Consider the following 22,565-nt stretch of genomic DNA (forward strand, 5'->3'; position numbering starts at 1 on the left):
TTTTAAGCAACCCCTGCCTCGTCAAATATATTCTCAACCATTTTCCTATTTTCTTCAGTGTTTAAATTCTTTTCAATAACCTTAGATGCAGCAAGAAGAGCAATTGAGACAAACTGGTTTTTAAGTTCATTGATTTGTTTTTTCTTCTCAATCTCAAGCTGCTTGAGAGCATTTTCAATAATCTTGTTTGCCTCAAGCTTGGCATCTTCAATAATCTTGTCAGCCTGTTTTTGGGCTTCAATCATAGCGTTTTGGACTATCTCGTTTGCCTTCGCATGTGCCTGAGATAAGATATTTTCATATTCTTCCTTCAATTTTATAGCCTCTTCTTTTGACTTTGCAGCAAAGTCAAGCTGCTCTTGAATCATGTTTGAACGCTTTTCCATAAAGGCAGTTACTTTTTTGAAAAAGAATTTTCTATAAACTAAGTAAAGTATCAAAAAGTTTATAATTGCCCAGAAGAACATATTTTCAAAAATTGCAAGGTCAAACATATATATGCTCATCTCCTTTTTGGATTTTGCAGAAATCTATATGTTAACCACAATTTTTAATTTTGAAAATAAAGAGATGACGCTCCCCAACCCAACTGGAGAGCGTTTAAATCTTTGAAATTAACATAAATGCAGCAACCAAACTGTAAATAGCTACTGCCTCTGCCAAAGCAGCACCAAGCAAAAATATTGGGAAAATTCTTCCAAATGCTTCTGGCTGTCTTCCTACAGATTCTGCTGCTTTAGCAGTTGCAATACCAATGCCTATACCTACACCCAATCCTGCAAGCATTGCAATACCTGCTGCTAATGCTGTCAATTGAAACACCTCCAAAAATTTTTACTCTTCGAGCGCTTCATATAGATAAATCATAGACAAAAACGTAAAGATTACTGCTTGCAAAACACCATCAAAAATATCAAAATATAAACTTAACGCTGCTGGTATACCAACTGGAGGTATATGAGCTTTTAAAAGCCCATGATATATTAGCTCCATTATGGTAACACCAGCGAGGATGTTGCCAAACAGTCGGGCAGAAAGAGAAAGAGTTCTTGTGAAATAGTCTAAGAATTTAAACGGGAAAATTATAATGATAGGCTTAAAATGCCCCAAAAACCATCTAATTGGGTTTTTGAGAATAATGGTTGAAACTATCAATACCAAAATTGACATAACACCAAAACTTGCAGTTACATTTAAATTACTTGTAGGGGGTTGAAGACCTATAAGGCCTAACAAGTTTAGCCCAAGTAAGAATAAAAATAGTGTACCTAAATAGGGAGCAAATATATGCCAATAATGGCCTAAAAAGTTTTTAGTGATTTTATTTATTGAGTCGACAATGAACTCAGCAATGACCTGTTTTCTGCTCGGCACTAATTTCATATTAGAGGTGAGATAAAATGCTAATATAATCAAAAATGCCATCACGCCCCACATCTCAACAACTGCTACCCTTACAGGAATACCCTTGCCAATTGGTATTGTGAACAAAACCTTCAATACACCCTCGCCCATTTTACCTTTCACTTCCTTGACAACGTTTTATAAGTATAAGCTACAGCATATGAAACTGTAAGAAACAGTGGATAATTTACTAAAGTCCAAACAAGATATACATCTCCACCTTTATAGAACCTAAAAATAAAAGTGGAAAATACTATCAAAGCCACAACTGCAAAGCTATGAAGTAATAAATAAACAAAATTAGTTTTGCCTTTTATTGCAGACTTTAAAAGTAACAATAGAGAATATAAGATAAATAGCAATATTAAACTGCTGCCAAGCACAATCAGAAAGACTGCTATGCTTTTAGAAAAAGCAAACACCAATGCACAAAAGATAAGATTTATACCCCATAGCACTTTCAAAGCAAGATTTACAATATCCTTCATATCACATCCCACTAATCAACTTATTAAATATGTTACACCCATCTATTATAAAATTCAAGTCCTTATAAAAAATTTTTTGACATCATTCCCACTCAATTGTAGCAGGTGGTTTTGAAGTAATGTCATATACAACTCTATTTACCTTTCTTACAGTGTTTACAATTTCGTTTGAAACCCTTTCTAACACATCATAAGGAATCCTTGCCCAGTCAGCCGTCATACCATCAACGCTTGTAACAGCCCTAAGTGCAACAGTGTAATCATATGTTCTTTCATCACCCATTACACCAACACTTCTCATATCAGTGAGTACTGCAAAGTACTGCCAAATTTCTTCATCAAGTCCACACGCCTCAATTTCTCTTCTGAAAATCCAGTCAACCTCCCGGAGTATCTCAAGCTTTTCTTCGGTAACTTCACCAATTATCCTTATTGCAAGGCCAGGTCCTGGAAACGGCTGTCTTTTTACAATCTTTTCTGGAATTCCTAATTCTATTCCCACCCTTCTTACCTCATCTTTGAAAAGCTCGCGTAGCGGTTCGATTATCCTCTCAAACTTGATATGTTCTGGTAAACCGCCAACATTGTGATGACTTTTTATTGTTGCAGCCTTGCCGACTCCACTTTCGACAACATCAGGATAGATTGTACCTTGCACTAAAAATTTTACATCTCCAAGTTTTGAAGCCTCCTCTTCAAAAACACGTATAAACTCTTCACCTATTATTTTTCTCTTTCTCTCAGGATCTATGACACCACACAAAGCTTTTAAAAATCTCTCTTTCGCATTAACCTTGATTACATTCATGTCAAACTGTCCTTTGAATGTTTTTATAACTTCTTCCGCCTCTCCTTTTCTCAAAAGTCCATGGTCAACAAATATGCAAAAAAGATTTTTGCCTATCGCCTTGTGAACAAGCACTGCTGCAACAGAAGAGTCAACTCCACCAGAAAGAGCACATACAACCTTTTGATTGCCCACAATCTTTCTTATCTCATTTATTTTTTCTTCTATAAATGACGATGTCCTCCAATCACCTTTGCATCCGCAGATATTGAACAAGAAGTTTTTTATTATTTCTTGCCCAAACTCAGTGTGAACAACCTCTGGATGGAATTGCACACCATAAATCTTTTTTTCTTTGCTGCCAAATGCGGCAATGGCACAATTTTCAGTAGAAGCTAAAATTTCAAATCCCTCTGGGAGTTCTTCTACAAAGTCAGTATGGCTCATCCAACAAATTGAGTTTTCTGGCAAGCCTGTAAACAAAGGCGAATTTGTATTGTATTTTATATGCGTTTTACCATACTCTCTAAATAGAGCAGTTGAAACCTTGCCACCCAAAAGAGATGCAATCAGTTGATTTCCATAGCATATTCCAAGAATTGGAATACCAATTTCAAATATCTTTTTATCAACAACAGGCGCATTTTCTTCATACACGCTTGATGGTCCACCAGTAAAGATTATTCCTTTTGGATTTTTCTCAATTATCTTCTCTAAGGGTGTGTCATATGGCCAAATTTCACAATAAACACCACACTCTCGTACTCTTCGCGCAATTAACTGATTGTATTGTCCTCCAAAGTCTAACACAATAACAATTTCATGCTGCAAAATCAATCATCCTCTCTTATGGATTTTTAAATATGATAATATATAAACACAAGAAGAGGAATTGTCAACAGAGAAAAAATTGTTGTAATAAATATTGTACGTGTAGCATATGAACTATCAGCTTTGTATCTATACGATATTATTGAACTAATTATTGCAGTTGGCATTCCTGTTTGGAGTATAATAATCAGTCTTGTAAAGTCATCTAAGCTCATGAATTTGGTCAAAAATGTAATCAATAGAGGAAAAGCCACCATCTTAAACGCAACAATGCCATAAGCAGGATAGGTCTTAACTGTATCTTTAAATGAAACTTCTGCTAAAAGGCAGCCAATAAAAAACATAGACAAATAAATGGTTGTTTTTCCAAATGGATTTAATGCATCGTAAATAGTGAGAAAAAATCTATTGTAGTAATTCAAAATTTCAGTTGACAAAGCTCCTTTTAGTAAATACACTACAAATGCTGAGAAAATGGCAATTGAATTTGCATTTATAAAACCAAATTTAGTTTTCTCACTGCTGTGCTTTGTTATAATTGAGAGTCCCAATGACCAAGCCAAAAAGTCATGCATTATATTGTAACTTGCAGCGTAAAACACACCCTTTTCACCAAAGATAGAGTACAACAGGGGAAATGACAAAAAACCAGTATTTCCAAAAGCAGAGCAAAATATATGTGTGTAAAATGTTTTGCCTTGAAGCTTAAATAACTTTGCTGTTATGTAACCTGTCCCAAGTAACAATATTATCCCAATAAAAGCTGAGATTATCAGTGTGAGGATATTTTTTACAACAGTTGAAGAATAAGGTTTGCTACTTATGGTTGTAAACAATAGGATTGGAGCGGTTACTTTTATAATCAACTCGCTCACAGAATCTTTTATAGTAGGTGAAAACAATTGTATTTTAGTACCAATAAATCCTATAAAGATAACAGCAAAAAGATAAAGGATATTTTTTAGAAGAATTAAAACTTCCTGATTCATGGCTGTTAAGACCTTTCCAACAGTAAAAAGATTCTTAAAGTGTACAAGCTCTATTATATAAAAAAAAAGTGCCATTTTACAAGGCACCCTATTCACTAATTTCTATTTCCTCAATCTCCTGTGTGGAATTTGCAAGTGAATTTAGTTTTGCCTTCATTTTATTCATCACTTCTTTTGCCATCTCAGAAGAATACTTTTCCATTGCAAAAACAGGAGTGGTTGTTGCAGTAGAAGCTTTTACAACTCGTATCACTTTAAGCTGTGGCTTGTCTTGCGTTGTAGGTCTTACCTTCGCGTTGAATAAGATATAATCTGCATATCCCTGTTTAAATACCCCAATTACTACCTCTTCATAAGGCTGTGATGTAATCCCTAAACCTCCAGTTGATTTAATGTTCATAGGTATAAGCTGTGTCTTTCCATCTTTGCCTGTTGTATATAGCTGCTCTAAGTTAGAAAAAACTACATTTGCTCCTTCAACAGGTGTACCAGTTTTGCTATCTACCACTATTACCTGAAGATAACCTTTAAGAGTATCTACTTTTGAAACCTCTTGTGTTTGGGTTTGCGTAGTTTTCGGTATTTCGGAAGATGCCATCTTTGTTTTTTCTAAGCTTTTGTTTGAAATTATACCTACTAAAGCAATAACAAATATAGCTAAAATTGTAACAGCCAGAAATCGATTAGATACTTTGCTTAACATTTTTCTCTTCCCTTCTATTAATTGTATTTCTACTAAAATATATTACTGAACAAAAATTTATATCACTTAATTTGTTTACAAAAAAAATTGTGGGGTATAAATATCTTTGAATACACTGAGACTTTTTTACAAGGAGAGTGAGAGTTAGAATGTACACAAAATTAAAAGAGAATATATACTCAGTAGGAGTACAAGATCCAAATCTTCGTATTTTTGACATTGTAATGTACACAAAATATGGAACAACATATAACTCTTATCTCGTAATTGGCTCTGAGAAAGTTGCACTTATTGAAAATGTGAAGTATAAATTTTTTGACCAGTTTTTAGACAATATTAAAGAGATAATTGACACCGCAAAGATAGATTATCTCATAGTAAATCACACAGAACCGGACCACTCTGGTTCAATTGAAAGTCTGCTTGAGATAAACCCGAAGATAAAAGTATTTGGTAGCAGCTCTGCCATGAGGTTTTTGAAGAAGATTTCAAACAAGAGTTTTGATTCTCAAGTTGTAAACGATGGTGACCAAATATCCTTGGGTAACAAGACATTGAAATTTATTTCTGCTCCATTTTTACACTGGCCTGATTCAATTTACACCTATCTTATAGAAGATAGTATGCTCTTTACTTGTGATTCTTTTGGCTGTCATTATAGTACCGAAAATCTTGACATCAACTGGGTAATGGATAATGACAAAGAAGGATTTATGGATGCATACAAGTACTATTACGATGTAATTATGTCTCCATTTAAAAGCTATGTACTTCAGGCAATTGAAAAGATAAAAGACTTAAAGATTGACATAATAGCAACAGGTCATGGTCCAATCTTGACAAATTACAAGGATGAACTTATGGGTTTGTATAAATCGTGGTCAGAAGAGCTTCTAAAAGAACCAGAAAAGCCTTATGTGGTTATTGTCTATGTTTCGGCATATGGGTACACCGAAATGCTTGCAAAAAAGATTTCTGAAGCGATCACTCAAAGCGGTATAGATGTGCTGTTGTACAATGCAATTGAGCACAAAATAGAAGATATATTGGAAAAGATATACAGGGCAGAAGGTGTGCTGTTTGGGTCACCTACTATAAACTCAGATGCTCTTTTACCAATATATGAAATATTGATTAGGCTAAACCCAATAGTTCATGGAGGTAAGATTGCTGCCGCTTTTGGTTCATATGGTTGGAGCGGAGAAGCTGTCTCAAACATTGAAACACGGTTAAAACAGTTAAGGTTCAAAGTAGTTGAACCAGGACTCAAGGTAAATTTCAAGCCCAATGAGGAGGAATTAAAAAAGGCATATGAATTTGGTATACTATTTGCTGAGAAAGTAAAAGAGAAAAAGCTGGTGTAAAGCAATGGAAAAATTTGATGTAGTGATTATTGGTGGTGGGGTTTCTGCTTTAACAGTTGCAGAAGAGATAAGGAAAAAGGATTTTAATCTTTCAATATGTATTCTAAGTGATGAGAGGGTATTGCCTTATTACAGATTGAAACTGCCTTATTATATTTACAATCCTATTGATGAGAAATTCTTTATAAAACCACAAAACTGGTTTGAAGATAACAACATAAAAATTTATCTAAACTCGCCTGTGATCAAGGTTAATTTTGACAACAAGATTGTGTTTGTGTCAGACAAGAAAATAGGATATAAAAAACTTGTAATTGCTTCTGGAGCCAAGCCATACATGGGTGATGATGTGGTTGATATCAGAGCAAGAGATAAGGTTTTTTCTTTGAGGACCTACGAAGACCTTCTACGATTGAAAGAAATCATTCCCCGAGTCCCTGAAGTTGCCATTATAGGCGCAGGGCTTTTGGGATTAGAACTTGCTTCAACACTGGAAGGTAAAAGTGTATTTCTAATTGAAATAGCAGAACGACTTTTACCTAAACAATTAGATGAAGTAGGTGCTTTGCTTTTTGAAGAAGAGATAAAAAGAAAGGGAATAAATATAAATTTTGATAGCAAAGTTGAAAAAATAGAAAAAATAAACAACAAGTTGGTAATCTTTCTTTCAAATAATAAAGAGATTTTATCTGACATTGTAATTTTTTCAGCAGGTGTTGTGCCAAATACAGATTTTGTAAATGATAAACGAATACTGAGTTCCAGAAAAGGCATTGGAGTAAATGCCAGAATGCAAACCTCAATAGAAGATGTGTTTGCATGTGGAGATGTAGCCTATCTTAACAATCAAAATCCTGGCACATGGACTTTTGCAGTTGAAAGTGGCAAGGTGGTTGGCAAAAACATTCTTGGACAGAATATTGAATATCAAAGAAAACCTATCCCTTATTTTCTAAAGGCATTTGGAATGGAAATAGTCTCTGCTGGAAACATAATCGACGTAAAAGAATCAAATCTTTTTGAGTGTCTTAACAAAGAAAAGATGGTTTATAAAAAATTTGTGCTCAAAAACAAGAAATTAATTGGGTATCTGCTCATAAATGACACAAAAACACACAGTCAGATAAGTAAATTTTTGGGTCAGGAAGTCAACCTAAAATGGATAGAAAAATATCTTGAGATAAAGTAAAAAAGGGGCTTTACACCTTTCATTAAGCGGTGTAAATACCCCTTTATTTTTTTGCATAAATCCTGTCTTTTAAAATCTCTTTCAAAAACATGCCTGTGTATGACCTTTCACACATTGCAACCTCTTCTGGTGAGCCAAAAGCCACAACTTCACCACCTCTGTCTCCACCCTCTGGTCCCAAATCAATTATATAGTCAGCAACTTTTATAACATCCAAATTATGTTCAATCACAATAACTGTATTACCCATATCTACTAGCCGCTGCAATACGTTTATGAGCTTGTTTACATCATCCATATGAAGTCCAGTTGTGGGTTCATCTAAGATGTATAAGGTCCTACCTGTTGCTCTTTTAGAAAGCTCTGTTGCAAGCTTTACCCTTTGCGCCTCCCCACCAGAAAGTGTAGTAGACGGCTGGCCAAGTTTGATGTAACCAAGCCCTACATCATAAAGTGTCTGAAGTTTTGCCTTAATCCGTGGAATGTTTTTGAAAAATTCAAGTGCTTCTTCAACAGTCATCTCTAAAACATCAGCTATTGTTTTGTCTTTATATTTTACCTCTAATGTTTCTCTATTGTATCTTTTACCCTTGCACACCTCACAAGGTACATATACATCCGGCAAAAAGTGCATTTCAATCTTTATAATTCCATCTCCACCACAAGCCTCGCATCTTCCGCCTTTGAGATTAAAACTAAACCTTCCTGCCTTATATCCTCGCATTTTTGCCTCAGGTGTTTGAGCAAATATCTCTCTTATAAAGTCAAAAACACCTGTATAAGTTGCAGGATTAGAACGTGGAGTTCTTCCAATTGGTGACTGGTCTATGTTGATTACCTTGTCAAAATGCTCAAGACCAATTATTTCTTTGTACTTGCCAGGCTTTTCCTTAGACTTATTTAGTATTGAACTTGCTGCCTTGTAAAGTATCTCGTTTACCAGCGTGCTTTTACCAGACCCTGAAACTCCTGTCACACACGTAAAAAGCCCTACAGGAAAACTGACATCAATGTTTTTTAGATTGTTCTCACAAGCTCCTTTTATTGTAAGCCATCTACCATCAGGTTTTCTTCTCTCTTGAGGAATCTCTATCTTCTTTTTACCAGAAAGATACTGCCCTGTAATGGACTCTTCACAGGAAATTATATCTTCTAATGTACCAGCTGCAACAATTCTGCCACCATGCTCCCCTGCCCCTGGTCCTATGTCAACTATATAATCAGCAGCTCTAATTGTATCCTCATCATGCTCAACAACAATCAAGGTATTACCCAAATCCCTAAGTTTTTGCAATGTTCTTATAAGTCTGTGGTTGTCTCGCTGATGAAGACCAATACTTGGCTCATCAAGGATATACAAAACTCCCACAAGCCCAGAACCAATCTGTGTTGCAAGTCTTATTCTCTGTGCTTCTCCACCCGAAAGAGTACCGGCTGAACGTGAAAGTGTCAGATAGTCAAGTCCAACATCTATCAAAAAGTCCAGTCTTGCCAGAATCTCTTTCAAAATTGGTGCTGCAATAACTTTATCTTTGCCCTGGAGATTTAAGCTTTGTAGAAATTCTTTTGCCTCCAAGATTGTCATATCAGCAACATCTGCAATTGACTTCCCTTCAATTAATACTGACAATGCCTCTTTTTTAAGTCTTTTTCCCAAACAATCAGGGCATGTGAATGTACTCATATACTCTTCAATTTCTTGTTTTACATACTCTGACTGGGTCTCTTTATACCTTCTCTCAAGATTATTTACAAGTCCTTCATACTTTGCATAATAAATCCCTCGTGGGGTGTAAATCTTTATCTTCTCTTCTCCTGTTCCATATAAAAAGATGTCAAGAATCTTTTTGTCAAGTTTATTTACAGGAGTGTTTAAGCTAAAATTGTATTCTTTGGCCAACGACTCTAAAACCATTCTGGCATATGAATTTGTTTCACTAAAATTCCATCCATTTATAGCAACCTGACCGATAGGCATCGACTTGTCAGGAATTAAAAGGTCAGGATCAATCTTTTGTAAGTATCCTAACCCCATACAGGTTGGACATGCCCCATAAGGGGTATTAAAAGAAAAAAGACGTGGAGTTATTTCTTCAAACGAAACTCCACAGTCTACACATGCAAAGTTTTGTGAAAATACAATTTCTCTGTCGCCAACAATATCAATAGTCACAATTCCGCCTGAGAGTTCTAACGCTGTTTCAATCGAACCTGTAAGTCTTGACTCTATTCCTTCTTTGATGACGAGCCTGTCAACAATAACATCAATGTTGTGCTTTTTGTTCTTATCAAGCTTTATCTCCTCTTCAAGCTCATAGATTACACCATCAACTCTTACCCGTGCAAACCCACTTTTTCTAAGCTCTTCAAACTGTTTTTGGTACTCCCCTTTCCTACCTCTCACAATAGGCGACATGACCTGAATCTTTGTCCCTTTTTGCAATTTCATTATCTCATCTACCATCTGGTCAACTGTCTGCTGTGATATTGGTTTGCCACAAATATAGCAGTGAGGTTTTCCAACTCTCGCAAACAGAAGTCTTAAATAGTCATAAATCTCTGTAATTGTACCAACTGTTGAACGAGGATTTTTTGAGGTTGTCTTTTGGTCAATAGATATAGCCGGTGACAGTCCCTCTATGTGATCTACATCTGGTTTTTCCATCATACCCAAAAACTGTCTTGCATATGATGACAATGACTCAATATATCTTCTTTGTCCTTCTGCATAGATAGTGTCAAAAGCCAAAGATGATTTCCCTGAACCTGAAAGACCTGTAAAGACTATTAGTTTGTCACGAGGCAGTTTCAAGTCAACATTTTTCAGGTTGTGCTCTTTTGCACCTTTTATTACAATGTATTCTTTCGACATTTTGCATTCTCCTCCGAAAATACATTAAAGCAATTTCTTTAGTTCAAATATTTTATCTCTTATCTTAGCCGCTTTTTCAAATTCAAGTTCTATAGCAAATCTTTTCATCTGCTGTTCAAGTTCTTTTATATACTCTTCTATTTCTTGTTTGGACATGTTCTGTACAATATCCTTTTCTATGCTCTCATATTTTTCTTCCTCTTCAGCAACCGAGATAGTTGCTTCAATAATCTGTCGTATTCCTTTTCTTACAGTTTGAGGCACTATTCCGTGCTTTTGGTTGTACTCTATCTGAATTTTTCTTCGTCTATTTGTTTCATCAATAGCCTTTTGCATAGCCTTAGTAATCCTGTCAGCATACATAATTACTTTACCATCAACGTTTCGTGCAGCACGTCCAATTGTCTGAATGAGAGAAGTTTCCGAGCGCAAGAATCCTTCTTTGTCAGCATCTAAAATGGCAACAAGTGATACTTCCGGCAAATCAAGTCCTTCCCGCAGCAAGTTTATCCCTACTAAAACGTCAAACTTGCCAAGTCTCAAATCCCTTATTATCTGCATGCGCTCTATTGTATCAATATCCGAGTGCATATATCTCACTCTTATACCAACATCTTTTAAATATTCAGTGAGGCTTTCTGCCATCTTCTTTGTAAGTGTTGTAATCAAAACTCTTTGGTTCTTCTCTACTCTTTTTCTTATCTCGCCAATCAAATGGTCAATTTGACCTTTAACAGGATGTACTTCAATTTCAGGGTCAACAAGCCCTGTGGGTCTTATAATTTGTTCAACCACTCTTGAGGATTTCTTGAGTTCATAAGGACCAGGTGTTGCGCTTACAAATATAACCTGGTTGAGCTTCTCTTCAAACTCTTCAAAGGTAAGTGGGCGGTTGTCATATGCAGATGGAAGTCTAAAACCATATTCTACAAGCGCATCTTTCCTTGCCTTGTCTCCATTATACATAGCCCTTACCTGAGGAATTGTCACATGCGATTCATCAATGAACATTATAAAATCTTTTGGAAAATAATCAAGCAAGGTGTAAGGAGGACTTCCAGGTGGTCTTCCTGTTAGATGTCTTGAGTAGTTTTCTATTCCTTTGCAAAATCCCATTTCCTGGAGCATCTCTATGTCATATCGCGTCCTTTGTTCAAGCCTTTGCGCTTCAACAAGCTTGCCCATGCTCCTGAGCTCTTGAAGCCTTTGTTCAAGCTCCTCTTCAATGCTCTTAATTGCTCTTTTTAGCTTTTCTGAGGTTGTGACATAGTGTGATGCAGGAAATATTGCAACATGATTTCTTCTCCCAATTACCTCACCAGTCAAAACGTCAAACTCGGTAATTCTCTCTATTTCATCTCCAAAAAACTCTACTCTGATTGCTCTCTCAGTATTTGATGCAGGAAATATCTCAAGCACATCACCTCGTACCCTGAACCTGCCTCTTCTGAAATCAATGTCATTTCTCTCATACTGCATTCTAATGAGTTCTCTTATTACTTCATCTCTATCTTTTATCATCCCAGGTCTTAATGATAACGTTAAATTTAAATAGTCTTCTGGACTACCTAAGCTGTAAATACATGAGACACTTGCTACAATTATTACGTCTCTTCTCTCAAACAAGGCAGATGTTGCAGAGTGTCGAAGTTTATCTATTTCATCATTGATGGACGAATCTTTTTCAATATACGTATCTGTCTCAGGTATATAAGCTTCTGGCTGGTAATAATCGTAATAGCTTACAAAAAATTCTACAGCATTTTCAGGAAAGAATTCCCTAAACTCACTGCAAAGTTGAGCAGCCAGTGTTTTATTATGAGCTAAAACCAATGTGGGTCTTTGTACATTTTCTATTACTTTAGCCATTGTAAATGTCTTTCCTGAACCAGTAACACCAAGCAGTGTCTGAAACTTTTCACCTTTTAAAATTCCTTCGGTAAGCATTTCGATAGCCTTTGGTTGGTCACCTGTTGGCTTAAAGTCTGAAACAACCTTAAACTTTTTCATATTCTATCACCAAGTCTTATTTTACATCATTAAAAGTTGAATTTCAAACATATGTTTGGGAAAATTTGTGAGCCTCTAAACTCAATAGTTACCATTTTCAAATTCGTCTTGATATAGTTTTTTGTAAATTTCATAACTTTTAAAGACTCTTCTGACAAAATGGTTTGTCTCTTTAAAAGGAATTTCATCCACCTCAAATGTGCTTCTATCTTTTTGATAAAGCCATTTATTTACATTTGTCATACCAGCATTATAAGCCGCAACTGCAAGCCTTGTATCATTTCTGTAGTAATCTATGAGGTATTTTATATACCATGTACCAATTAAGATATTGTAGTCGGGGTCATATAACTTCTCTTCACTATAGTCTAATTTTAGTTTATGAGCAACCCATTTAGCAGTAAGAGGTGATAATTGCATAAGACCCACAGCACCTTTTTTAGAGACTGCAAACTGGTTAAAGTTGCTTTCACTTTTTATTATTGCACAAATTAAATATGGGTCTACATTTATTTCTTTACTATGCTTCTTGATACTACTTGTAAACCTTAAGGGGTACAACTGTTTTAAAATCAAAAAGTAAAATGGTTCAAAAAACAAAAGAAAAAGTAAAAGCAGAACAATTAATACAACCTTCCTTTTCAAATCAAACCATCCTCTTTGAGATATTTTTCTATGATAGTTTTCAAATTCTCAATGTCTCCATTGTTTATAACTATCTTACTTGCAAAGTCCTTGTATCTTTCAATATCTCTTTGTCTTTCTAAAAACTTTTCGACCTCTTCCACATCATATCCACTTCTTCTAATTACTCGCTCAATTATAATTTCTTTTTCACATTCAACATACCAGATGACCGAACAAAGTTTATCAAGTCCTATCTGGAACAAAAGTGCAGCATCAATAACTATATGCTTGTCTTTGTAAACATCTGTGATTAAAAAATTTACTCTTTCAAATATAAATGGATGAGTAATCTTATTGAGAAGCTCCATATTAAAGTCACATTTCAAGGCTACCTTTCTAAGTTTAACTCTGTCAATTTTGGCATCTGTTAAAATCTCCTCTCCAAAGCTCTGTGTTAACTTTAATTTCAATTCTAAGCTATTTTGTAGTAACCAATGGTATTCCTTATCAGCATCTATAACCTCAAATCCATAATGTTCTTTTAATATTTTACTAACAGTACTCTTACCAGAGCCAATCTTCCCAGTAATTCCTAATACTTTACTTTGTTTCATACCAATTTAAACCTTCTTTCACTTCAACTACCAAAGGAACTTTTAATGAGACAGCATTTTCCATCTCAGTTTTCACTATTTCTTTTACTATTTCTTTTTCTTCATATGGTGATTCAATCAAAAGCTCATCGTGAACTTGTAAAATAATTCTTGATTTTAAATTCTCCTCCTTTAACCTTCTATAAACCCTTATCATTGCTATCTTCATGATATCTGCTGCACTGCCCTGGATAGGTGAATTCATTGCTATTCTTTCTGCGTAGTTTCTGAGATTTTTATTAGTAGACTTTATATCCTTAATATATCTCTTTCTATTAAAAAGTGTTAAAACAAACCCATTTTCACGTGCAAACTTGACAACATTGTCCAGATATTCTTTCACTTTTGGATACTTTTCAAAATAGCGATTAATAAAATCAGCTGCCTCTTTTCTTGATATCTTTATATCCCTTGAAAGTCCATAGTCAGAGATTCCATATACAATTCCAAAGTTAACAGCCTTTGCTTGGCTTCGCATAGTTGGGGTAACTTGACTTACATCTACACCAAAAATCTCTGCTGCTGTCTGTGAATGAATGTCAAGGTTATTCTTAAAAGCATTTATTAGTCTTTCATCTTCAGAAATATGAGCAAGTATCCTAAGTTCAATCTGAGAATAGTCAGCATCTATCAGGACGTAGCCTTCCTCTGGAATAAATGCTTTTCTTATTAACCTTCCCTCATCATATTTTACAGGGATATTTTGTAAATTAGGCTCTGCACTTGCAAGTCTTCCAGTTGCTGTACCTGTTTGAATAAAATTAGAATGTACTCTTCCAGTTACAGGATTGATTGCTTGCATAAGGCCTTGACAGTAAGTTGTCAGTATTTTCGTATACATTCTATAATCCAAGATAAGAGGTACTATCTCATGTTTGTCATATAGCTCTTCTAACACCTCGGCATCTGTTGAATATCCTGTTTTAGTCTTTTTTACAACTGGAAGTTTTAGTTTTTCGAACAACACATATGAGAGTTGTTTAGGTGAGTTTATGTTAAACCACTCACCTGCTATCTGATAAATCTGTGTTTCTAACTTTAAAAGCTTGCTCTCAATCTCTTTTGTATACTCTTGCAAGGTGTTTTTGTCAACTTTAAAACCGATTTTTTCCATTTCATATAAAATGGGAACGAGAGGTATTTCTATGTTTTCATAGACGTATTGGCATGAATTTAAATCTATAAGTTTGGACAGCTCATCCCAAAGATTTCTTAATAAAACTGTAGCACTAGCCCATCTGTTTTCTTTTATTGCAGAGATATCAGTATTGAGATAAGAGATAAACAATGTCTCTAAGTCGTATGAACTACGTGTACTGTCTAAAACATATGAAGCTAACATGACATCATTACAATTTTTTAGCTGGTAAGTATCACCAAAATCTACTCTATGGAGTATATTTTTTAAATCATACACAACCTTTTGAATACCTTGGTCCTTTAGTAGCTTTTCAACAATTCCTTTGTCAGCTGTTGTAAAGACAGTGGAACTTAGTTGATCATAGATATAAAAAAGTCCTTCATCACCTGAGTATAACAAATAAATTTCTTTGCCCTTTATTTCAGAGATATCACATAGTTTTTTCATATTAAATTTTGGAAGCTGAACGGCTTGTTTTATCTCCTCAATCTCCTCTGAAAAACCAAGTCTTTTTATGAAACTTTTAAACTCAAGCTGAAGTAAAATTTGATACAGTTTTTTCTTATCCCATTCTCTTGTTTTTAACTCTTCAAGAGTTACTTCAATTGGTAAATCGCATATAATAGTTGCCAACTTTTTTGACAAAAACGCCATATCTTTACCTGCTTCTAACTTTTCTCGTAGAGAGTCTTTGATGTTTTTTAGATTTTGGTATATATTCTCTAAGGTCTGGTATTCTTCTAAAAGCTTTATAGCCGTTTTGCCCCCAATTCCCTTAACACCAGGGATGTTGTCTGATGCATCGCCCACTAAAGCTTTGTAGTCAACAATTTGATGCGCAAAGACACCATATTTTTCTTTTACATTTTCAACAGTATACAAATCTTCAGTTGTTTTGTCAAACCTCGTTGTGACTATCTTGACAATTACATTTTTATCAAGTAGCTGAAGGGTATCTCTGTCTCCAGTTATTATCACAATCTCTAAATTCTGGTTTTTGAGTCTATTTACAAGTGTGCCTATAACGTCATCAGCTTCATATCCTTCATATTCCAATATAGGAATGTTAAGAGCGCTAATTATTTCTCTCACATAAGGTATCTGTATTTGTAGAGAATCTGGCATTGGCTTTCGATTGGCTTTGTACTCTTCATATTCACTTTTTCGAGCAGCTCTGCCTCTTTTGTCAAACGCTACTGCTACATAATCTGGCCTTTCTGAATCTAAGTATTTTAAAAGTACATTTAAAAAACCATATATAGCGTTTGTAGGAATATTACTGGACGTTGTCAATTCTGGTAAGGCAAAAAAGGCCCTATAAAGAATACTATTCCCATCAAAAATGACCAATTTCATTTTTTATCTACCCTTTCAGTTAGTTTAATTGTGTCTTCCTTTCTGTATGAATAGTTATTCATATAAAAGTATCCCTCATTAAAATTATAATTCAAAATCAACAGACTTTTTAAATCCTCCGCTATTCTTTGATAATCCAAACGTTCATAATATTTAAAAAGCGTTTTATAAAGTTCATAACAAATATAAATTGTCATTGTTTCTTGAGGAAAGAGAAGATTGTCAAATCGTGTTTCAAAGTTCTCAATATTGATTAAAGTTCTGTCAGAAAAAAATTTATATGGTCTTACGATATTGTATTCAATTTCTTCTATTATTCTTTGTAAATGTGTAGCTGGCTCTTCTCCTCCCAAAAGGCAAAGCTGAAAATACAAAAATAAAATATAAGGCAGTTGATAATATGTCCTCAATCCAGTTAACATAATATTTTTATGGTAAAAGTTATAGTAAACATTTTGGTTTAAAATGAGTTCTTCTATCTGTTTTTTGAGATAAGCTAAGTCCTTAGCTGCTACCTTATAACTTTTTAAAAGGTTTAAATAATACATACTTGATGTCTGTAGTGTAGATGTATAGACAGAGTAAAAATTAGTTAGGTTTTTGGAGAAATATAAAAAAAACAGTTTAAATACTCTACTCGGTATTATAGCAGACATTTTATACTTTTTAGCAATGTCATTTCCTGAGTATTTGGCGATATCTACTGCTTTAAATAAATTTTTAGATGGTTTTTGGAGAACTTCATATTTTATATCACAATGCTTTACAATATTATTTGATTTTAAAATACACTCATTTAGTGAATTTCTTTCAAAAATCTCAATGTTTATATTAATTTTTGAACCTTCTTTAACAGGTACAGATGTCAACAAATTTTGATAGTAAAAGTATGTTATATCATCGTCAATTGCAAATGAGTTGAAAAATCCTATATACAAAAAACCATCTTTTACTTTGGTACAAAACCTAAAGTACACATTGTTTATAGTTGAAGACCCAGAGATTTTTAATAGAAAATACTTCTTTCCCTTTTTCAAAACTACTATCTGGGAATTAGAATGTGAAAAGACAAGACCATTTTGGCCTTTTTGAAGTTTTGGCATGAACAAGACTTCAAAATCTTTTATATTTACTGCCACTGCTATGTTATTTATTTGGGTAGGTTTGTTGAAATTTATATTTACACTTAAATTGTTTTGATAAAATAAAAACTCATATGAGGTCTTTTCAAGTTTTTCCCCTAATCTTTTTATTTGTCCATCAATTTCTATATAACTGTGATTTTCAAGTACCATTCTTTCCCTTGTTCCTCTGTCCGTTTATATTAACTATTATACATCATAAAAATGCCCTAAGTCATCAAACTTTAAAACGACTTAGGGCACAAGTCTTAGAAGCTTTTTTATTTTTTCTCGAACATATCCTTACCAACGCCACAAATAGGACAAACCCAATCATCAGGTAAGTCTTCAAACTTTGTTCCTGGTTGAATGCCGTTTTCTGGATCACCTTTTTGTGGATCATACTCATAGCCGCATATAGTACAAACCCAAATATCCAATTTAGACCTCCACTCCTTGCTTTAAAATTTTTTGACACATTATTTATACCTCATTTAATCTACCCTTAAACAGGAGGTTTAAAAGATTTCTTTGTCACCTATGTCAGTTCTATAAAACATATTTTCAAAGTTAACCTTTTTAATTTCCTCATATACTTTTGCCTTTGCATCTTTGAGAGTATTGTCAACCCTCACAATGTTTAGTACTCTACCCCCTGCTGTTTTAACCTTACCACTATCTAACTTTGTGTTAGCGTGAAATACAATTGTATCACTTACAAGCTTATCTAAACCTTCAATGACAAAGCCAGTCTCGTACTTTTCAGGATAGCCTTCTGAGGCAAGTACAACACAAATTGAAAACTGGTCCGAAAACCTCGCCTCAACGCCCTTCAAGTTGCCTTCTGTAGCTTTTACCATAATCTCTAAAAGTTCACTTTTCATGAGTGGTAAAATAGCTTGTGCTTCAGGGTCACCGAATCTGGAGTTGAACTCTAAAACCATTGGTCCTTCTTCTGTCAGAATTAATCCTCCATACAAAATACCCTTAAACGGTCTCCCTTCTTTCCTCATTCCATATATCGCTTTTAGCATAATATTCTCAATGATGTCTTCAAAAAGCTTTTTATCAACAAGCCTTGATGGAGAAAAGGCTCCCATTCCACCTGTATTTGGTCCTTTGTCACCGTCAAACGCTTTTTTATGGTCTCGTGCAACTGTCAAAGGCACAATGTCTTTACCGTCTGAGATGACAAAAACTGATATTTCTTCACCTTTTAAATAGTCTTCAATGACAATCTTTTCTCCTGCTTTACCAAATACCTTTTCTTTCATCATAAGATTGAGGGCATTCAAAGCCTCAAGTTTGTCTTGAGCAATTATCACTCCTTTGCCCAATGCAAGACCATCTGCCTTTATTACAAGAGGATACTTGTCGTTTTGATTTACAAAAGTTAAAGCCTCTTCATAGCTGTAGAACACATTGTATCTTGCTGTCTTTATACCGTACTTTTTCATCAGGTCTTTTGCGAACACCTTACTACTTTCTATCATTGCAGCATCTTTTGTTGGACCAAATGTCTTTATTCCAAACGATTCAAGATAATCAACAATTCCGTCTGCAAGCGGATTGTCCGGACCGACAATTACAAAGTCTATCTCTTTTTCTATGCAAAAGTCTTTTAGCTTACTAAATTCATTTACCTTTATATCAACACAAGTTGCAATTTCACAAATCCCTGCATTTCCAGGTGCACAGAACACGTCTTTGTAACCTTCAGTATAAATCTTCCATGCGATGGCATGTTCACGCCCACCATTTCCTACAATCAGGATTCTCATCTTTTGAAACACCTCTTTTTTAGTGTCTAAAATTAGTGCCTAAAATGTCTTATACCCGTAAATATCATAGCAATGTTATATTTGTTTGCAGCATCAATTGACTCTTTATCTCTAATAGACCCGCCAGGCTGAATAATAGCTGTAATTCCCGCTTTGCCTGCTGCTTCAACACTATCAGAAAATGGGAAGAAAGCATCTGACGCAAGTACTGCTCCATTCAAATCAAATCTTGAACGTGAGATTGCATGTTCAACAGCCCAGATTCTATTTGTCTGTCCCATACCTATCCCCAATGTCATTTTGTCCTTTGCAATAACTATTGCATTTGACTTTACATGTTTTACAACCTTCCAGGCAAATATCAAGTCTTCTATTTCCTTTTCTGTTGGCCTTCTTTCTGTTACAACTTGGTAATCTTCATTGAGCAATTTCCTGTCCTTTTCCTGCACAAGCATTCCACCATTTACTGACTTAACATCATAATATACATCAGTTTTATCCAAAGTTAGAAGTTTCAATATCCGAAGGTCTTTTTTTGTAGAAAGCAAAGATAGTGCATCTTCATCAAAGTCAGGAGCAATCACTATCTCAAGGAATATCTTTTTTAGCTCCTCAGCTGTTTGTCTATCTACCTTCCTATTAAATGCTACAATTCCCCCAAATATAGACACTGGGTCGCTATTGTATACTTTCTTATATGCCTCAAAGATATTGTCACCTGATGCAACACCACAGGGATTATTGTGTTTTATTGCAACACATGTTGGCTCATCAAACTCTTTTAAAAGTTCAATAGCACTATCACTGTCAAGAATATTGTTATACGAAAGATCCTTACCATGAAGCTGCTCAGCATTTGCTATATTGGACTTTTCAATAAACGGCAAAGTTATTTTATAAAAACTTGCCTGCTGATGAGGATTCTCACCATATCTTAGTTGCTTAGCCTTCTCAAGTGGAACTGTAAGTTGCTTTGGGAAAGAATTATCTTTTCTTACAAATCTGAAGTAGTTAAAAATCATAGAATCGTAGTACGAAGTGTATTCAAATACCTTTGTTGCAAGATAAAACCTTGTATCAAATGAGACATCACCATTTTCCTTTATCTCTTTTAATACAAGTCCATAGTCAGCAGGGTCTATTATGACAGTTGTATATTTGAAATTCTTGGCTGCAGCGCGAAGCATGGTAGGACCACCAATGTCAATATTTTCTATCACATCTTCAAATGCCACATTTTCTTTTAAAATGGTCTCTTTGAAAGGATAGAGGTTGACAACAACCATGTCAATTGGTGATATGTTTAGCTCGTTTAATGTCTTGACATGCTCCCTGTTGTCCTTTATTGCAAGAATTCCTGCATGAATATTTGGGTGAAGTGTCTTTACTCTTCCGTCTAAAATCTCTGGAAAATTTGTAACATCACTTATATTTATTACATCAACGCCATTTTCTTTTAGATACTTCATTGTTCCGCCGGTTGAAATAATTTCGTATCCGAGATTTTTTAGTTCTTTAGCAAACTCCAAAATACCATCTTTGTTATAAACACTTATAATAGCTTTCTTAGTCATGTCTCAATTCCCACCTTCTTTAAGATTTCTTTGTCTTTAATAATAACCTTTCTTCCAATGACTTCTATTTTATCCTCACAAAGAAGTTTAATCGCTACAGGGTATATCTTCCACTCCACCTCTTCTAAAACCCTTTTTTGCAAACTTTCAGGGGTGTCATCATCTCTTACATATATGGCCTTTTGCAATATTATGGGTCCGCCGTCTGTAGTAGAATCAACAAAATGGACTGTAGCACCTGTCACTTTCATTCCATATTCTATCACACTTTTGTGGACATTGAGTCCATACATTCCTTTGCCGCCAAAGGCAGGAAGAAGGGATGGATGTATATTCACAATACGATTTTTGAACTCTTCTACAAAATACTCTGAGAAAATATACAAAAATCCTGCCAAGATAATGTAATCAACTTTCCTTTCCTTCAGAAATTTGACAAGATACTTTTCGTATTCAATTTCACTTGGAAAATCCTTTTTAGAGATATAATATGCTTCTATTCGGTTTTGTCTTGCCCTCTCAAGTGCATAAGCATTCTTTTTATTTGAGATTACACAAGAGATTTGTGCACAAATCTCGCCATTTTTGATAGCATCTATAATTGCCTGTAGATTAGAACCTGAACCTGATACAAACACAGCTAACTTCTTCATCTTAGAACAACTCCGCCTTCGCCTTTTTCAATTGTACCTATTACATATGAATTTATACCTTCTTCATTTAAAATCTCCATAGCAGTCTCAACATCATCCTTAGAAACTATCAAAACCATTCCAATACCCATATTAAATGTTGAAAACATTTCATTATCATCCACTTTGCCATACTTCTGAATTAACCTAAATATAGGCAAAATATTCCATGTTCCTTTTTCAATTACTGCTACAAACCCTTTTGGAAAAGCCCTTGGAATATTTTCAAAAAAACCTCCACCTGTGATATGTGCAATTCCTTTTATCTTTATTTTTTCTAACACCTTTAAAACTGGCTTTACATAGATTCTCGTCGGCTTTAAGAGTTCTTCACCAAGGCTTAAATTAAGTTCCTCATAAACCTTTGTAAGGACTTTAGGATTCTCATCTATGCCAAAGACCTTTCTCACAAGCGAATAACCGTTACTATGAACACCACTTGAGGCAAGCCCAATTAGAATATCTCCTTCCTTTACATCTTGACCACAAATTGCTAAATCTTTTTTCACAAGACCTACTGCAAAACCTGCTAAATCATACTCTTCCTCCCGATAAAAACCAGGCATTTCAGCAGTCTCACCACCAACAAGTGAACATCCTGCTATTTTGCAGCCCTCTGCAACACCTTTTACTATGGTTGCTACCTTTTCACTTTTCAGCTTACCACAAGCAATGTAATCTAAAAAGAAAAGAGGTTTTGCTCCGTGGCACAAGATATCATTCACACACATTGCAACACAATCAATTCCAACAGTATCATGCTTGTCCATGTAAAAAGCAATCTTTAGCTTTGTCCCTACTCCATCTGTTCCTGAAACCAAGATATAATCTGAATTCTCTATATTTAACAAATACATACTTCCAAATGAGCCAATATCAGTTATAACATTTGAATCAAATGTCTCTTTTGCTATGTTTTTTATAAGGTTTACTGCTTTATAACCCTCTTCAATATTAACACCTGCATCCTTGTAGGTGGTCAT

Annotated in this window: 20 protein-coding genes; 2 read left to right on the forward strand and 18 right to left on the reverse strand. The window is 34.7% G+C overall.

What is annotated here, in order from left to right; genetic code table 11:
- Positions 1-2 precede the first annotated feature (2 nt).
- From atpF to PGC14_RS05660, 7 genes are all read right to left on the reverse strand, one after another.
- Entirely contained in the window at positions 3-494 is a 492-nt protein-coding gene (gene atpF, locus PGC14_RS05630; protein ID WP_127351764.1) for a F0F1 ATP synthase subunit B, read from the reverse strand.
- A gap of 106 nt (positions 495-600) precedes the next feature.
- Entirely contained in the window at positions 601-813 is a 213-nt protein-coding gene (gene atpE / locus PGC14_RS05635; protein WP_083931411.1) for an ATP synthase F0 subunit C, read from the reverse strand.
- Between the two features lie 21 nt (positions 814-834).
- Positions 835-1,515, reverse strand: coding sequence for a F0F1 ATP synthase subunit A (locus PGC14_RS05640; RefSeq protein WP_039763957.1), 681 nt, complete (start codon positions 1,513-1,515; stop codon positions 835-837).
- Positions 1,516-1,523: 8 nt separating this feature from the next.
- The gene (locus PGC14_RS05645; protein WP_271629754.1) at positions 1,524-1,892 is read right to left on the reverse strand and encodes a hypothetical protein; all 369 of its coding nucleotides are present in this window, start codon (positions 1,890-1,892) and stop codon (positions 1,524-1,526) included.
- Between the two features lie 82 nt (positions 1,893-1,974).
- Positions 1,975-3,510, reverse strand: a complete 1,536-nt coding sequence (gene guaA, locus PGC14_RS05650; protein WP_307742501.1) for a glutamine-hydrolyzing GMP synthase — start codon at positions 3,508-3,510, stop codon at positions 1,975-1,977.
- A 26-nt stretch (positions 3,511-3,536) separates the two neighbouring features.
- Complete coding sequence (locus PGC14_RS05655; RefSeq protein ID WP_271629756.1) at positions 3,537-4,574, reverse strand: AEC family transporter; 1,038 nt, start codon at positions 4,572-4,574, stop codon at positions 3,537-3,539.
- A gap of 13 nt (positions 4,575-4,587) precedes the next feature.
- The gene (locus tag PGC14_RS05660; RefSeq protein ID WP_271629757.1) at positions 4,588-5,202 is read right to left on the reverse strand and encodes a hypothetical protein; all 615 of its coding nucleotides are present in this window, start codon (positions 5,200-5,202) and stop codon (positions 4,588-4,590) included.
- A gap of 149 nt (positions 5,203-5,351) precedes the next feature.
- Between PGC14_RS05660 and PGC14_RS05665 the strand changes: the two genes are divergently transcribed.
- Together PGC14_RS05665 and PGC14_RS05670 are read left to right on the forward strand one after the other, a co-directional pair.
- Positions 5,352-6,566, forward strand: coding sequence for an FprA family A-type flavoprotein (locus PGC14_RS05665; protein WP_271629758.1), 1,215 nt, complete (start codon positions 5,352-5,354; stop codon positions 6,564-6,566).
- Between the two features lie 4 nt (positions 6,567-6,570).
- On the forward strand, positions 6,571-7,755 hold the full coding sequence (locus tag PGC14_RS05670; protein ID WP_271629759.1) for an NAD(P)/FAD-dependent oxidoreductase: 1,185 nt from the start codon (positions 6,571-6,573) through the stop codon (positions 7,753-7,755).
- Positions 7,756-7,798: 43 nt separating this feature from the next.
- On the opposite strand, the gene uvrA is transcribed toward PGC14_RS05670, so the two are convergent.
- The 11 genes from uvrA to purM form a co-directional block, all read right to left on the reverse strand.
- Positions 7,799-10,627, reverse strand: a complete 2,829-nt coding sequence (gene uvrA, locus PGC14_RS05675; RefSeq protein WP_271629760.1) for an excinuclease ABC subunit UvrA — start codon at positions 10,625-10,627, stop codon at positions 7,799-7,801.
- A gap of 24 nt (positions 10,628-10,651) precedes the next feature.
- A complete protein-coding gene (gene uvrB, locus PGC14_RS05680) occupies positions 10,652-12,637 on the reverse strand; it encodes an excinuclease ABC subunit UvrB (RefSeq protein WP_271629761.1) in 1,986 nt (661 codons plus the stop codon).
- 81 nt (positions 12,638-12,718) lie between these two features.
- Complete coding sequence (locus tag PGC14_RS05685; protein WP_039763978.1) at positions 12,719-13,282, reverse strand: lytic transglycosylase domain-containing protein; 564 nt, start codon at positions 13,280-13,282, stop codon at positions 12,719-12,721.
- Positions 13,279-13,878 carry a dephospho-CoA kinase gene (gene coaE / locus PGC14_RS05690; protein ID WP_271629762.1) on the reverse strand — a complete coding sequence of 200 codons (600 nt, stop codon included), beginning with the start codon at positions 13,876-13,878 and terminating at the stop codon, positions 13,279-13,281. Before coaE ends, PGC14_RS05685 begins: the two co-directional genes overlap by 4 nt.
- Positions 13,865-16,414 (reverse strand): DNA polymerase I, encoded by a 2,550-nt coding sequence (polA, locus tag PGC14_RS05695; protein ID WP_271629763.1) that lies wholly within the window; start codon positions 16,412-16,414, stop codon positions 13,865-13,867. The genes coaE and polA overlap by 14 nt, the downstream gene beginning before the upstream one ends.
- Complete coding sequence (locus tag PGC14_RS05700) at positions 16,411-17,709, reverse strand: hypothetical protein (RefSeq protein WP_271629764.1); 1,299 nt, start codon at positions 17,707-17,709, stop codon at positions 16,411-16,413. Before PGC14_RS05700 ends, polA begins: the two co-directional genes overlap by 4 nt.
- Positions 17,710-17,816: 107 nt before the next feature.
- The gene (rd, locus tag PGC14_RS05705; protein WP_011917510.1) at positions 17,817-17,975 is read right to left on the reverse strand and encodes a rubredoxin; all 159 of its coding nucleotides are present in this window, start codon (positions 17,973-17,975) and stop codon (positions 17,817-17,819) included.
- A gap of 78 nt (positions 17,976-18,053) precedes the next feature.
- Complete coding sequence (purD, locus tag PGC14_RS05710) at positions 18,054-19,316, reverse strand: phosphoribosylamine--glycine ligase (protein WP_271629765.1); 1,263 nt, start codon at positions 19,314-19,316, stop codon at positions 18,054-18,056.
- A 32-nt stretch (positions 19,317-19,348) separates the two neighbouring features.
- Entirely contained in the window at positions 19,349-20,890 is a 1,542-nt protein-coding gene (purH, locus tag PGC14_RS05715) for a bifunctional phosphoribosylaminoimidazolecarboxamide formyltransferase/IMP cyclohydrolase (RefSeq protein WP_271629766.1), read from the reverse strand.
- A complete protein-coding gene (gene purN / locus PGC14_RS05720) occupies positions 20,887-21,543 on the reverse strand; it encodes a phosphoribosylglycinamide formyltransferase (RefSeq protein ID WP_039764338.1) in 657 nt (218 codons plus the stop codon). Before purN ends, purH begins: the two co-directional genes overlap by 4 nt.
- Complete coding sequence (purM, locus tag PGC14_RS05725) at positions 21,540-22,565, reverse strand: phosphoribosylformylglycinamidine cyclo-ligase (protein WP_271629767.1); 1,026 nt, start codon at positions 22,563-22,565, stop codon at positions 21,540-21,542. Before purM ends, purN begins: the two co-directional genes overlap by 4 nt.

Origin of the sequence: Caldicellulosiruptor sp. DIB 104C, from assembly GCF_028198085.1 — a bacterium.
Lineage (GTDB): Bacteria > Bacillota > Thermoanaerobacteria > Caldicellulosiruptorales > Caldicellulosiruptoraceae > Caldicellulosiruptor > Caldicellulosiruptor saccharolyticus.